We start from the raw sequence: 14,240 nt of genomic DNA on the forward strand, positions 1-14,240 counted from the left end.
TATTCCTAGGTATTAAAGCTGACCAACAGTGATTTGACGATCAAATACCATCCATCCACTAGCACGAACAGTAAGATCTTGAACGGCAGTGAGATCATAACCGGAGGCAGCATCATCATCCCCATCGCCATGAGCACGCTGGATACAACAATATCGATGATTAGAAACGGGATAAAAATCATAAAGCCCATTTGAAACGCCGTTTTCAGTTCGCTGATCGCAAAGGCGGGCACCATAACCGAAATTGGAATGTCCTCGTAGCTTTTGGGCTTTTCCATTTTCGTATAGCCCATAAACAGCTGAAGATCTTTGGTTCTCGTATGCGAGTACATGAACTTCTTCATAGGAACCGCTGCTTTGTCCAAAGCTTCGGATTGGGTAATTTCCCCTTTGATATAAGGCTGAACCGCGACCTCGTTGACGGTAGAGAGCGTTGGGCTCATTACAAATAACGTCAAGAACAAAGCAAGTCCAATCAGCACCTGGTTCGGAGGCATCTGCTGTGTTCCCAAGGAGGTGCGGACAAACCCCAAAACGACGACGATTCGGGTAAAGCTTGTCATTAGCACTAAGATCGCAGGTGCGATGCTCAGTACCGTGATCATTAAGATGATCGACAATGAACTCGTCCCTGACGCCCCGCCCGAGCCTGAATTCCCGATTTGAATCCCGATATTCGGAATCGGATCAACCGGTTCAGCCGATGCGATGGAGACCGCGAGTAGGCTCCATATCGTCAACATCAAGCTGACAATCAACAATTTTCTCTTCATGAATCCCTCGACCGATCTGTAGATTGTTCTTCCGGATCCTGCAATAGTTCCTCCATTTGCCGTTTCCGGTCCGGCATCTTCCGTAATTGCGATTGAAACACCTCATGGAAAGCGACTCCGTCTAGCTCTTCTTCCTCTCGAGGCGGTTCTTTGCGAAAACGGGAGATCAAGCCGGATAAGGTCGACGACAATCCGGCAAATTCCGTTCCTTCTTCTGCGAAGGCATTCACCAGCAAGGCTACCTCGTCCGGCCCGGATATTTTGTCCACCAGGGAAATATCCTCACCGACACCGACAAGATAGATACTCCCCCCGAGTTCAATCACTTGCAGGGATTTGTTCGGTCCGAGGCCAATGGCCCCCAAAGTACGAATCGCACGACTCTGGGATAAATACCGGTTCCTTTTGCCAAGAAAGCGGACCAGTAAGACGATTAAAGCAATGATTAGGCCCAGAACTACGATGACGGTAAACAAGTTCCCCCAAAGGTTGACATCCCCAGAATTAAACGGGGGAGACTCCTGCGGATTATTCATCGCTTAGCTTACACCCCAAGCGTTTTGTTGATCGCTTCGATTACTCGGTCGGATTGGAAAGGCTTCACGATAAAGTCTTTTGCTCCGGCTTGAATCGCATCGATAACCATCGCTTGTTGTCCCATCGCGGAGCACATGATCACTTTCGCGTTCGGGTCCAGCTTCTTAATCTCTTTCAACGCGGCAATACCGTCCATCTCAGGCATCGTAATGTCCATCGTGATCAGATCCGGGTGAAGCTCTTTGAATTTCTCGATGGCTTGTGCGCCGTCCTGTGCTTCACCTACGACTTCAAACCCGTTTTTTGTCAAAATATCACGGATCATCATTCTCATAAATGCTGCGTCGTCTACGATAAGAATTCGGTTAGCCATTGATATAAAATCCTCCCTAAACTTCTACTATTGTAATTTTTGAATGCGGTCCCACTGGCTTACGATATCCGTGACGCGTACGCCGAAGTTTTCATCAATGACGACAACCTCGCCCTTAGCGATCAGTTTGTTGTTCACAAGAATATCCACGGGCTCACCAGCGAGCTTGTCCAACTCGATTATGGAGCCTTGGGATAACTCCAGGATATCTTTAATTTGCCGTTGGGTCCTCCCTAATTCTACGGTGACTTTAAGGGGTATGTCCATCAGTAAGTTTAAATTATTTTCGTCCACATGACCAAAGGATGGATTTCCCAGATTAGCGAACTGTACAGGCTGTACATTCAAATTACGTCCCGGGGCTGCACCATAATGATGCGGCTCGCCGTAAGGCTGACCTTGAGGCGGATATCCATAAGGCGCCGGTTGCCCATAGCCATATCCATCTTGCATCGGCGGCTGTTGCATTGGCGGCTGCTGCATGGGTTGGGACGGCTGTTGGTAAACCGGTGCCTGCGGTGCTGGCTCAGCATGCGGCGCGGCGGCGGCAGCACTTTCCATGGCGCCTGTATTGGGTTCTGATGCCGACCCACTGATCAAGCTGTCCACCATCTCCTTAGCAAACTTAACCGTAAGCAGTTGCATGATGGTGGAATCGATCAAATCCCCGATCGTTAAACGGAAGGAGATTTTAATGAGCGGATCCGCCTCTGGCAAGCTGCTCAGCCCATGCCCGTCAGACATATTCAGGATATCGATGCCGGGCGGTGAGATATTGACAAACCGGTTGAAAATCGTTGACATCGACGTCGCCGATGAACCCATCATTTGGTTCATGGCTTCCTGTACGGCACTAATATGGATTTCGTTCAATTCTCCCTCTTCGGGATTCCCTTCTCCGCCGAGCATCAGGTCCGCAATGACCTGGGCATCTCTCGTCTTGATGACCAACGAGTTCATCCCTTCAAACCCGTCCACATATTCAACATGGATGGCCACATGCGGTTTTGGAAACTCGGCTTCAAATTGGGCCCGCGTAATGACGGAGACTTTTGGCGTCGTGATGTCCACCTTTTTATTCAACAGAGTGGAAAGCGCCGTAGCCGCACTGCCAAACGTAATGTTCCCGATTTCTCCCAGTGCGTCCTGCTCCAAAGGCGTCAGTACGTCGTTTATGGTCGGCTCTTGAGCCGTATCTTGATTGGCTTGTTTTAGTAAAGCGTCTATCTCTTCCTGGGACAAGTAATCATTGCTCGTCAAGTTCCTCAACTCCTTCGCTGACAATTTCATCAATTTGGATCGCAATCCGATCTTTGATCGTTCCGGGGCTACCGATATACTTCAACCTGTCCCCCACACGGATTTGCAGTCCATCTTGAACGGGTTTGTTCAATGAGATCACGTCACCGACGGATAATCCGAGGAACTCGCGGATGGTGATCTGAGATTCACCCAGCTCCGCAATGATCGGCAGCTTGGCTTTGTTCACCCGATTTCGCAGCGCATCGACTTCTTCAGGTGCACGCGATTTCTTCTGGGAGACAAACCAATGGTGAACCGAAAGTTTAGGCATGATCGGTTCGATCACGACATGCGGTATACATAGGTTAATCATGCCTGACGTATCTCCGATTTTGGTGCTTAGCGAAATCAATGCGATTGTCTCGTTCGGCGATACGATTTGCATAAATTGAGGATTGGTTTCCAGCCCCTCCATCCGCGGATTAATATCCACGATCGTCCTCCAGGCTTCCTGCAAGCTCTCAAAGGCACGGCTGAAAATCCGCTCCATAATGATCGTTTCGATCTCTGTTAGCGTTCCAATCTTCGAAGGTGCCGCTCCGAGGCCTCCCAATAGCCGGTCCAGCATGGCAAAAGCGACGTTGGGATGCACTTCCAGCACCATTCTTCCTTCAAGCGGCTCCGCTTCAAAAATGTTCAAGATCGTCATTTTCGGGATGGAGCGGATAAACTCGTCATAGGGTAGCTGCTCTACCTGAACGACGTTAATTTGTACAAACGTGCGCAACTGAGCTGAAAAATAGGTGGTGAGATAACGGGCAAAGTTCTCATGTATCCGGGTCAAGCTCCGAATATGATCTTTGGAAAATCTCACCGCTCTCTTAAAATCATAAGAGCGGATCTTCTTCTGCGTCTCTTCCTTTTTCAGTTCCTCGGCGTCCATTTCGCCCGACGATAACGCAGCAAGCAGCGCATCGATCTCGTTCTGCGACAACACATCAACCAAACATCTCACCCCCTTAGAAAAATCCGTATTCGTTCGATATTAATTAGATTGTCGTCATGATGAAGTCGGTAATATCGATTTGAATCAATTTCCCTTCCGGCAGTGACTTGTTGATCAGGTTGAGCAATTTGGAGCTTAGATTGTCTTTCCCCAATGCACCTGTCAATTCCTCCGGCTTGGTATCCGCCAACGTTTTTATGATAATGGGTTTGATTTTGTAGTCCTTGATTTTGTCGAAGGCTTCCTTGGAAACCTCATTATCCAATTGGAAAGCAAAATCAATGACCACAACATAATCCGGCTCGGACAAATTCGTTTTGATGTCGTCGAGCGTTGAAGTGACCTTCACGATCTCGTCCACCGACAATTTCTCCGGTTCAGCTACGCTATTGACAGCAGCATTTACCTCGGTACCAGGCGCGGGTTTATTCATTTGATTCACCAGCAGGAAGGCGGCCAATACGATTAATGTGATTGCAAGCAAAATCGTGATTAGCCAAGGCAGCATTTTTTTCATGACCATTCCTCCGTTTGTTGCACTTTAATAGTTGCTGCGTGGATGCCGATATCCCGATAATACGCTTGGATCATCGCAATAACATCGGCCGCCTTCTCCAGCACGATAATACGCTTCCCTGTGATCAGGGTGACGTAAGTATCCGGCGTTTCTTCTACGGTCTCAATCATGATGGCGTTCAGCCACATTTGAGAACCGTTCAAGCGTGTAACAGAAATCATGATTTCCCTCCTAGGCGATCAAGGAAGCGGGGGAAACAGCCGGGGAAAGGGTTCCCTCCCCCCGGCTACCCCTTCGCTTAACGTTTCAGATTAACTACTTCCTGAAGCACTTCGTCAGAGGTGGTGATGATCCGCGAATTTGCTTGGAAGCCCCGCTGCGCTACGATCATCTCGGTAAATTCTCCCGTCAGATCGACGTTGGACATTTCCAATTGTCCAGAGACGAGAGCGCCGGTCCCGGCTTCCGCATTATTCGGGTTCGTGTAGGCCAACTCGCCGTCAGCTACGGCATTCAGGGACACCCGGTAAAGGTTGCCTCCAATCTTCTCCAAGCCTTCCGGGTTGGTAACTCTGGCCACGCCGATGACGGCTCCCGCTTCCGTCCCACCTTCGGCGTTTTTCAGCATCATTGTTCCGTTAGAAGCGATCGTAAAGGCGGTTACCGCTTCAAAATCGATGGGCTCAATGACATCGCCATCGCTATTACATACTAGCAAACCGTCTGAAGTAACCAGTTGGCCAGATGCATCCAAATGAAAGTCTCCCGCACGAGTCAGGAAAGGAACCTCTTGATCCGCCGTCAGCTTAACGAGGAAAAATCCGTCCCCATCGATCCGTAGATCCAGGGGATTGTTCGTCGTCATCGCGCTGCCGCCGGTATGTAACGTATCGATGGAGCCGATGGATACCCCTAAGCCGATTTGTTTGGCGTTAACGCCACCAGATTCGCCATCAACCGGTGCGGTAACCCCGGCTACCGTCTGGCTCATGATATCCTTAAACATCACGCGTCCGGATTTGAAACCTACTGTATTTACGTTCGCAATATTGTTGCCGATAACGTCAAGCTTGGTTTGAAAGCCGCGCATCCCGGAAACGCCAGAATACATAGATCTTAACATGCGTTCTCATTCCTTCCAGTGATAAAATAACTTGCTTTGGCTGCTTCAGTCGATCCGCAGCCGATGGCTCCCGTAACCGGTCCAGCCATATTAAGAGATGATGACGGCGCTGTCGATTTGCGTGAATACGTTATCCTTCATACTGCTGCCGTCCATTGCGGTAACGACGGTACGATTATTCACATTGACGATAAGGGCCATGTCTTTCAGCAATATCAAGGAATCCTTGGCTCCCTTTGCAGCAGCACTATCTATCGCTGATTCGATCTTGTTCAACTGCTCCGGTTGCAGTTCGATTCCGCGTTGTTCCAACCGCTTCACCGCATGGTTGCTGAAATGGACCAGCCGGTCTTCCAGCATATCCTTGAAATTGGTTCCCGTCGTAGCTGTCGAATGGTTTCTGTTAGGCGTCAGCGCACTAGGTCCGATTCTTCCTGTGTACAGCTGTCCTACTCGGATCGGCCCGTTCATGATGGGTCCGCTCCTTGACCAGCTCCGCCGGTTTCCTCAGCAGGATCACCAACCTGTTCGATATCGGAGATTTTAACTTCCTTATCTCCCACCTTGACGTAGTGAACACCGTCACGAACAATAATGGAATCAACGATACCGCTTTCCTTCTCAACCACAACTTCGGATTGACCTGTCGCAACATCATAGTTACCTGTTTTGGTTGAGCTGACCCAAGTCACCTGTTTCCCAATCAGTCCGGAATCATTGCCTAATGATCGGCCTAGATTGGATAGCTGTTCAGAGATATTGGTCAGTTGCTCTACCGAGGAAAACTGAGCCATTTGAGCGACCATTTGTGTATTATCCATCGGGGATAAGGGATCTTGATTTTGCATTTGGGCCATCATCAGTTTCAGAAAAGCATCTTTGCCCATTTCGTTGGTTTTCGTGCTAGCCTTCTGAACATTGTTCTGCGAATAATTCGGCCACATCACTGAAGGTGAATACGTATCTGCCACGGAGGTACCTCCTTTCTGCTTTTTATGCTCTAGCGACAAAGGAACTGCCGTAGTTTTGCTCCTTGGCTCTGACCTCGGCAACCCACTCGTTCCATTCCTCATTCATATCATGAATGGCCAGAGTATCGTCCTCCATCAGTGGACGGCGTTTTTCACTTTGCTGCTGCCCCGCTCCGCTGCCGGACTGGCGACCATCATGGTACATATGGGACGATAGTGCCGAGTTTTGCGTGACTTCCAACTTGTTCACCTGAAGCCCCTGGGACTGTAACGCCGTTCTCAGTTGCGCCATTTGCTGCTCCAGAGATTCCTTGGCAAAAGCATGCTCTGTCATGAATTGGGCGGTTAATTGCCCGTTTTGCATCGTAATTCGTACGTCAACTTGTCCTAAATGCTCCGGATAAAGCGAGATTCTCGCTTCAGATACGCCTTTCAGATTCACGATATCCAGCTTGTTAACCAGGAAACCGCTCATTTCTTTGGCGAACTGTTCAACCGGAACCGGCTTGGCTACATGCTTGACGGAAATGATGCCGCTATCCCGGATCGCAAGTTGTCCCGCGGTCACGATTTGTCCTGTTGGAACGGAATCCTCGTGTTCTTTAGGTTCCATCGTTAGGTCGTCAACTGCCGTATCGGTTTCAAGCGCTGAGTAAATCGCGTGAACTGCTGCCGTATTGCTGCCTGTCTTTGTGCTGTGCTGAGCGGTCTGTGCATTCCCTTGATTTAGCATATCGCCGCCCGAGCTGCCTTGTGGGTTAGCTCCTGCACCTTGATTTGCCGTAAGGACTCGCGGGTGTATTCCTCCAACCGATTCGGTTCCTTTTCCGCCATTCAGCTTCGTTTCGACCGAATCAGGGAGTGTATCCAGCATCCCTTGCAGCGTATCCAGCATGACTCCGGCTTGTCCTTGCGCGCTCGATGTCAGCTTCGCGGCATCGGTATTCGATTCCATTGCAGCCAACAATTGCACCAACGCATCCTGTACCGCAAAACGCATCGTCTCTGGCTGTTGCGCCAGCGCCGGCAGTACATTAGCTTCTTCAGCCACCACTGCTCCCGACGTTGGAGTCGTGTTCGTCTGCTGTAATAAGGTCTGGACATTTTGTAGCCAGCCTTGCAATGCCGCCATCAACGATGGGTCCGCTTGAAGCGCTTCATCCAATTTCGGCAGCTGCTGCAGCAGTCCTTCGATCATGGCTGCTAGCGTACTGTCCGTTGCGTCGGATGTAGCCGCTTCTGTGGTTTTCTGAAGTCCAGCCAAGGTCAGCAGTTGGGCAGAAGTTTGTCCTTCCTGTGGCTGAGCATTGCCGAGCAGCATGGAAAGGAGCTTCTGGTCAAAAGACAATGCCGTATTAGGCGTAACTTCCGACTTGCCTGCCGATCCATACCATAACGAATTAACAGATCCCGCTTTGCTTCCATTTACTTGAGTTACGGTTTGATTCATCTTGTTCTCACCTCCTTTCAAGAGTAATTTTCAGTCCATATTCACTTGCTAACCAATTGATTCAAGATCTTCACCGACGTTTTCTCATCGGTTTTGGCCATTTCCGCCAAAATTTTCGATCGAGTGGTTCCATTGACCGACTTCATGATCTTAAGTCCCTTTTCCGGACTCAGCTTATACGTTTGAAGAATGAGTTTGGCGGCATCTGCCGCAGCCATCGATGAGAAAGTCTGACTGAGCTCGGTATCATCCAGCCCTGTTCCGGTTGTGGCGGCGGCAGCATCCGCAGCCGATTCCATTTTGAGTCTGGACTGCAGTGCGGCGATCGCCAAATCCTCGGACGTATTGACATCCTTCAGCTTGATCGAAATATCGGCTGCCTTCTGTGGATCCATCTTTTCCAAAATGGCCACTTTACTCTCATTACTCATCACACTCAGCATTTGCAGCGTCTCTTCCGTTGACAGCTTGTCGAAGATTGCCGCTGCTTTGCTTGGGCTCATCTCCGCATAGAGATTGGCCAGCTTCTTAACTTCCTTCTGGTAGGCTTCCGCTTCCGTCGATTGTTGCTGTTCATTCTCTTGCTGTTGAACAGTAGCAAGCTGATCCTGTAACTCTTTGACTTTCTCCTGCTGCTGGGACGCTTGCTGGTTCGCCGATTGCAGCTCCGCCTGCTGTTTTGCAAGCTGATCTTTGAGTTCTTTCACAGTCGCCTCGGTACTCTCCTGCTGCTTCTGTTCTTCCTCCGCAGCTTGCTTCAACTCACCCTCTGGAACTTCAGGATCCGGGACCAAATTCTTCACAACGGGAATCCGGTTTCCCCAATCGAACAGCGTATTACGGAAGTCAATGTTGAATAAGGTTAAAAGCACACCTAACAGGACAACCGTAAAAAGAATAGGGGTCATAAAGAACAGAAAACGCGAGAATCCGCCTCCCGACTCTTCTTCTAATTCTTCATCAAGTACTGTTTTTGCCATCTTGTTTCCCTCCTTCGAACAACCGTATGGGCGCCCGCTTTCTTTATCGGGCTCTCATGGCGAACCGGACCGTGGCCATTTCATCCAGCTCGTTTTGTTCCCGAAGATGCATATCGTGCTGAAATTTATCCATGGCTTTCTCTTTCGCTTTAAGCCATACCTTCTCGTCCAGCAATTTCCCCTTTAATACCGTCTTCTTGTGCTCTACCTTCTGTTCGGCTACGCGAATATCGCCTTGCTTCCTCTCGATCGCTTGATCGATGAAGCCCATATATCGTTGAAGTTCCTGCAGTTTGATCATGGAGGCTGTGTTCTCTGCTTCGGCTGCGATCACCGCAGCGATACTGGCTTTCTCCTCCAACAACTGCTCCAGCGAACGTTGCTCCGACTGCAGTTCGCCAACGGCAGCGGACAGCATCCATTCAGCCTGCGTCTTTTCGTTGGATTTCAAATCGACTACTTTTTGATAGACGTAACGGAACTTCATACTTTACGTTTCATCTCCTTGCGAATTCGGAAATTAGCCGTTCCTGCACTTCAGTGAGCTTCACTTTCTCATTGACCTTCTGTTTCGTAAAGTTCCATATCTCTTGGATCGCGCCGATCGCTTCGTCGATATCCGCGTTGGAGCCCGGCTGATACGCACCGATATTGATCAAATCCTCGGAATCCTTATACACGGCCATCAGCCGCTTCAGGTTATCGGCCGCCTCATTCTGGTCGTCCGTCACGATATCCTTCATCACCCGGCTAATGCTCGCCAGAATATCAATCGCGGGAAAATGCCCCTTATTCGCGATCCCGCGGTTCAGCACGATATGGCCGTCCAAGATTCCCCGGACTGCATCGGCAATCGGTTCATTCATATCGTCGCCGTCAACGAGTACGGTGTAGAAAGCGGTAATCGATCCGGTAGGCCCGGTTCCCGCACGCTCCATTAATTTCGGTAATGCAGCAAACACGGAAGGGGTATATCCGCGCATAGCCGGCGGTTCCCCAACTGCTAGTCCTACCTCGCGAAGTGCCATCGCATAGCGAGTAACGGAATCCATCATGAGCATGACGTTAAGGCCGCGATCCCGGAAATACTCAGCGATCGTTGTGGCAATCAAAGCCCCCTTCATCCGGATCAAAGCCGGTTGATCGGAGGTTGCCACGACGACGACGGAACGTTCCAACCCTTCGGGGCCAAGATCCCGTTCAATAAAATCTAGCACCTCACGCCCCCGTTCCCCGACAAGCGCGATCACGTTAACGTCTGCCGAAGTGTTACGAGCGATCATCCCCATCAACGTACTCTTTCCGACCCCGGAGCCGGCGAATATCCCAACCCGCTGGCCTTTGCCGATTGTTAACAGACCATCGATAGCTCGCACCCCGATGCCTATTGGCTCGGTAACTCTCGGACGATTCAGCGGATTCATTGGTTTGTTGTAGGTTGAATAATGTCCCATCCTCGATGGCAACAGGGACCCGTCCAGCGGTTGACCCAAGCCATCCAGCACCTTACCGAGCAGTTCGGATCCAACCTGAACGGTCAGCGGTTTGCCGGTCCCGACGACATCACATCCGGGACCAATCGCTTGGAGCTCGCCCAGCGGCATAAGCAACACCTTGTTATCACGAAACCCAACCACTTCGGCTTGGAGTGGTTGAGCGGCCTTGCTGGGGTAGATATAACATAAATCGCCTATGCTGGCGTCCGGGCCTTCGGATTCGACCATCAGCCCGATGACCTGTGTCACTTTCCCGTTGATTCGGATCGGATCAAGTTGCCTAAGGTGATCGATATAACGTTCAGCTCTCAACATCGTCATACGCCTGACCTCGCTCCTCCGTTTGTAGAGAAACCCGCAATAGTTCTTTTTTGATCTCCGACAACTGGGTATCGATTCTGGCGTCAACGCTGCCGAAAGAGGAGCGAATGACACAACCGCGATCCTTCACCGTTGGATCCGGTAGGATCTGAAGTTCGGCCTGCGAGTCGATAGCTAGACTCAGTTCTTCGCGGGCCGCCTGTACGAAAGCGAAGTCGCCCGGCGAAACGCATAACGTTAGAATTCCCTGCTCTCGTTTGCGAGCTAGGCTCTTCTTGATCAGGTCCATCGCGTAATCCGGCTCAAGCTCAAGCTGCTTGTCGATGATTTTCTCGGCTATCGCGCAGCTCAATTCAACCACGAACGGCTCCGCTTCCTGAATGATGCGTTCTTTCTCAACATAAGCATGTTGCAGGACCGAACCGGCTTCGTTCATCATCTCGTCGATGCGGGAGCGCATTGTTTCTTCTGCCTGTGTTTTTCCTTCTTCATAACCCTGATTGAAGCCCTCCGCCTTCAAAGCTTCAATCATATGCTCGTCCTGTTCACGGCGTTCTTGCCACCAGGCTTCGATTTGCTCGCGGGCTTCGGCTAACATAAGTTCCGCCTGCTCCGCAGCCTCCCTTACCTGTCGTTCGGCAAACTCCTTGGCATCGGCCAGCATTTGTCGTCTCGTTTCTTCTGCTGCAAGATCTTCAACAGAAGGGCTGTGAACGCTCGTTTTCTCGGTTTGTGCAGAAGGCGTGTCCTCAGCAGAGGTATGGATCTTAGCTAAATTTAGTTGTTTTAAGATTTCGACCGGTACGTATTGAGACACCTTGATCAAATTAGACAATGATGTCATCTCCTCCGCCGCGGGCGATAATAATCTCACCGGCTTCTTCCAGTCTGCGGATCGTAGCTACGATGCGGGTTTGTGCCTCTTCCACATCACGCAACCGCACCGGCCCCATGTATTCCATTTCTTCCTTGAATGTCTCGGACATCCGTTTCGACATATTGCGGAAGACGGCCTCGCGGACTTCTTCGCTGGCCACTTTGAGGGCAAGCTGCAAATCGGCGTTCTCGATATCGCGGATAATTCGTTGGATCGAACGATTGTCGATGTTGACGATATCCTCGAAGACGAACATCCGCTTTTTGATTTCTTCGGCCAACTCGGGATCCTGGATTTCCAGCGAGTCGAGGATGGTTCTTTCGGTTCCCCGGTCGACCCCATTCAGAATCTGTACGATGGACTCGATACCGCCAGCGCTGGTGTAATCCTGCGTAACCGTTGCGGAGAGCTTCTGTTCCAGCACGCGTTCGACCTGAGCAATGACCTCCGGTGAAGTACTGTCCATAACCGCGATTCTTCTCGCGACCTCTGCCTGCTTCTCCTGCGGAAGCGAAGACAGGATGGCAGCCGCTTGTTCGAATTGCAAGTAGGACAAAACCAAAGCGATTGTTTGCGCGTTTTCGTTCTGAATAAAGTTGAGAATTTGATTTGGATCTGCCTTACGGGCAAAATCGAAAGGCCGGACCTGCAAAGTTGCGGTCAGGCGGTTGATGATATCCACCGCCTTCGATTGGCCCAGCGCTTTCTCCAGAATTTCCTTGGCGTAATTAATGCCGCCCTGGGTGATATACTCCTGAGCAAGGCAGATCTGGTGAAACTCCGCCATAATCATTTCTTTTTCCGTGCCGTCGACTTTACGAACGTTGGCGATCTCCAGGGTGAGCTGCTCGATCTCATCATCCCGCAAGTGCTTGAAAATTTGCGCCGACACCTCGGGCCCTAACGTAATCAACAATATGGCTGCCTTCTGCTTCCCGCTCAAACCCGGGCTCGATGTTTTTGACAATGCGTTCACCTCTATTCATCAGCCAGCCAGGTGCGAAGCAAGTTAACGAATTCGTCAGGCTTCTTCTTGGCCAACGTTTCCAGTTGTTTGCGCACTTGGTTTTCATTCGTGACCGTATCCAGATTAATGGACGGGAATTCCGGCGTAAGCGGCAAAGCGAGATCTTCTTCCGCTTCCGTCGCTTTCTTGCGGCGGCGGAACAAGACGATTCCGAGACCTGCCAGTGCCAGCAGAGCCGCGCCCCCCACACCCCAGACCAACGGGCTCGACAAACTCAAACCGCTGGTTTGGGTCGCGTCCGAATGGAATGGCTGGGACAACACTGAAACTTTTTTCTGCAATTCTTCGTCTGTATAGGTAGTACCCGAATCTGCCAGGTAGGAACCGACGATGTTTTTTAAGATATTTTCAATCGCGGACTGCGTATTCTCATCCAAAGTATCTTGACCAACTGGTGGTTCAACAGCCACGTTAATGGTTAAATCCTTTATAACGTATGGACTAGCGATAATATCCTTCGTAATCCGATTAACTTCATAGTTGATTGTCGACGAGCTCTCTTCCGAAGACGATCCCCCGCTTGTTTCTGCTGAAGGATAATTAACGACGTCTTCTTGACCGGTACCTGGAACTCCGCTAGTCGGACTAGCCGCTCCGGTATAGCTCTTCTGCACTTTTTGTGCGCTAATTTCGATACCTTTCATATTTTCGGTATCCACCGGTGTTACAAGATTATCCTTCTGGCTAACCTGGTCAAAATTCAGCTTTGAAGCAACCAGCACTTCGATTTTGTCCGGACCGGTTAGTCTGGAAAGGAACTGCTTCACGCTTTGGCGAACATCGCTTTCGAATTTCTTCTGCAGGGCCATGTTCTCCTGAACCGCCGTGGTTAACGACCCCGTTGCTCCACCTTGTCCACTTGGCAACAATACGGTGTCATCACTCGACGAAAGCGAGATATTTTCTACCGGCAAATTCGGAACCGAAGTCTTTACCAAATTGAAATACCCGTCAATGGCTTCCTGATTCGGCCGGTACCCTGGCTTGAACGAGAGGACGATCGAAGCCGACGCCTTCTCCTGGTCTTCCGGGCTGGCGAATACATTCTCCGCTGGAAGGTTGAGAAGCACCTTAGCGTCATTGATTCCCTGCATGCGCTTCAGCAGTTTTTCAACTTCGCCATTAATGGCGGTTTTATACTTCACGTTAAATTCATTGTCGGTCATGCCGATTAAGGAAGAACTCTCATTAAAGGCATCCAAACCGATTGACCCACTCTGTACGATCCCTTGCGAACCGACATCGACCTTAACCCGTGCTGCCTCCTTGCTAGGCACCGAGATCGTGGAACCGTCCGGCCCCAGCTTGTACGGAACCCCGCTGGATTCTAGGTAATTGATGATTCCTGCCGCATCGGTTGAATCGAGGCCGGTAAATGCCACGTCATATTCCGTTTTGGAAAATTGGATCGTCAGCAGGATGATGGCAAGCAGCGCAAAAGTTACGGTTGCGATAATAAATGTTTTTTGTTTTTTACCAAATTGGTTCCAGTACCCTAGCATTCGATCTCGGTACTGTGTAATTCTCTCATTCACAATGTCACCTCA

At 50.3% G+C, this 14,240-nt stretch carries 17 protein-coding genes; all 17 read right to left on the minus strand.

Features of this window, described 5'->3' with window-relative positions:
- Window positions 1-5 precede the first annotated feature (5 nt).
- Entirely contained in the window at window positions 6-773 is a 768-nt protein-coding gene (gene fliP / locus KJS42_RS01200) for a flagellar type III secretion system pore protein FliP (RefSeq protein ID WP_193415218.1), read from the minus strand.
- Window positions 770-1,309, minus strand: coding sequence for a FliO/MopB family protein (locus KJS42_RS01205; protein WP_213621728.1), 540 nt, complete (start codon window positions 1,307-1,309; stop codon window positions 770-772). The genes fliP and KJS42_RS01205 overlap by 4 nt, the downstream gene beginning before the upstream one ends.
- A gap of 8 nt (window positions 1,310-1,317) precedes the next feature.
- Window positions 1,318-1,683 (minus strand): response regulator, encoded by a 366-nt coding sequence (locus KJS42_RS01210; RefSeq protein WP_009223016.1) that lies wholly within the window; start codon window positions 1,681-1,683, stop codon window positions 1,318-1,320.
- Between the two features lie 27 nt (window positions 1,684-1,710).
- Window positions 1,711-2,943 carry a flagellar motor switch phosphatase FliY gene (gene fliY, locus KJS42_RS01215; RefSeq protein ID WP_193415217.1) on the minus strand — a complete coding sequence of 411 codons (1,233 nt, stop codon included), beginning with the start codon at window positions 2,941-2,943 and terminating at the stop codon, window positions 1,711-1,713.
- Complete coding sequence (gene fliM / locus KJS42_RS01220; RefSeq protein WP_193415216.1) at window positions 2,930-3,931, minus strand: flagellar motor switch protein FliM; 1,002 nt, start codon at window positions 3,929-3,931, stop codon at window positions 2,930-2,932. The genes fliY and fliM overlap by 14 nt, the downstream gene beginning before the upstream one ends.
- Before the next feature lie 43 nt (window positions 3,932-3,974).
- Entirely contained in the window at window positions 3,975-4,448 is a 474-nt protein-coding gene (locus KJS42_RS01225; protein WP_193415215.1) for a flagellar basal body-associated FliL family protein, read from the minus strand.
- Window positions 4,445-4,669: a flagellar FlbD family protein gene (locus tag KJS42_RS01230; protein ID WP_155607315.1), complete on the minus strand. Its 225-nt coding sequence runs from the start codon at window positions 4,667-4,669 to the stop codon at window positions 4,445-4,447. Before KJS42_RS01230 ends, KJS42_RS01225 begins: the two co-directional genes overlap by 4 nt.
- A gap of 77 nt (window positions 4,670-4,746) precedes the next feature.
- Complete coding sequence (flgG, locus tag KJS42_RS01235) at window positions 4,747-5,571, minus strand: flagellar basal body rod protein FlgG (RefSeq protein ID WP_193415214.1); 825 nt, start codon at window positions 5,569-5,571, stop codon at window positions 4,747-4,749.
- 90 nt (window positions 5,572-5,661) lie between these two features.
- A complete protein-coding gene (locus tag KJS42_RS01240) occupies window positions 5,662-6,042 on the minus strand; it encodes a TIGR02530 family flagellar biosynthesis protein (protein WP_193415213.1) in 381 nt (126 codons plus the stop codon).
- Window positions 6,039-6,542, minus strand: coding sequence for a flagellar hook assembly protein FlgD (locus KJS42_RS01245; RefSeq protein ID WP_193415212.1), 504 nt, complete (start codon window positions 6,540-6,542; stop codon window positions 6,039-6,041). Before KJS42_RS01245 ends, KJS42_RS01240 begins: the two co-directional genes overlap by 4 nt.
- 22 nt (window positions 6,543-6,564) lie before the next feature.
- Window positions 6,565-7,992, minus strand: coding sequence for a flagellar hook-length control protein FliK (locus tag KJS42_RS01250; RefSeq protein WP_213621729.1), 1,428 nt, complete (start codon window positions 7,990-7,992; stop codon window positions 6,565-6,567).
- Between the two features lie 41 nt (window positions 7,993-8,033).
- On the minus strand, window positions 8,034-8,972 hold the full coding sequence (locus KJS42_RS01255) for a MotE family protein (RefSeq protein ID WP_213621730.1): 939 nt from the start codon (window positions 8,970-8,972) through the stop codon (window positions 8,034-8,036).
- Window positions 8,973-9,015: 43 nt separating this feature from the next.
- Window positions 9,016-9,459: a flagellar export protein FliJ gene (fliJ, locus tag KJS42_RS01260; RefSeq protein ID WP_213621731.1), complete on the minus strand. Its 444-nt coding sequence runs from the start codon at window positions 9,457-9,459 to the stop codon at window positions 9,016-9,018.
- A gap of 10 nt (window positions 9,460-9,469) precedes the next feature.
- The gene (gene fliI / locus KJS42_RS01265; protein WP_155607321.1) at window positions 9,470-10,789 is read right to left on the minus strand and encodes a flagellar protein export ATPase FliI; all 1,320 of its coding nucleotides are present in this window, start codon (window positions 10,787-10,789) and stop codon (window positions 9,470-9,472) included.
- On the minus strand, window positions 10,770-11,624 hold the full coding sequence (locus KJS42_RS01270) for a FliH/SctL family protein (RefSeq protein ID WP_193415208.1): 855 nt from the start codon (window positions 11,622-11,624) through the stop codon (window positions 10,770-10,772). The genes fliI and KJS42_RS01270 overlap by 20 nt, the downstream gene beginning before the upstream one ends.
- The gene (fliG, locus tag KJS42_RS01275) at window positions 11,617-12,633 is read right to left on the minus strand and encodes a flagellar motor switch protein FliG (RefSeq protein WP_155607323.1); all 1,017 of its coding nucleotides are present in this window, start codon (window positions 12,631-12,633) and stop codon (window positions 11,617-11,619) included. The genes KJS42_RS01270 and fliG overlap by 8 nt, the downstream gene beginning before the upstream one ends.
- 11 nt (window positions 12,634-12,644) lie before the next feature.
- Entirely contained in the window at window positions 12,645-14,228 is a 1,584-nt protein-coding gene (gene fliF, locus KJS42_RS01280) for a flagellar basal-body MS-ring/collar protein FliF (RefSeq protein ID WP_193415207.1), read from the minus strand.
- Between the last annotated feature and the right edge of the window lie 12 nt (window positions 14,229-14,240).

Source organism: Paenibacillus sp. J53TS2 (assembly GCF_018403305.1).
Lineage (GTDB): Bacteria > Bacillota > Bacilli > Paenibacillales > Paenibacillaceae > Fontibacillus > Fontibacillus rhizolycopersici.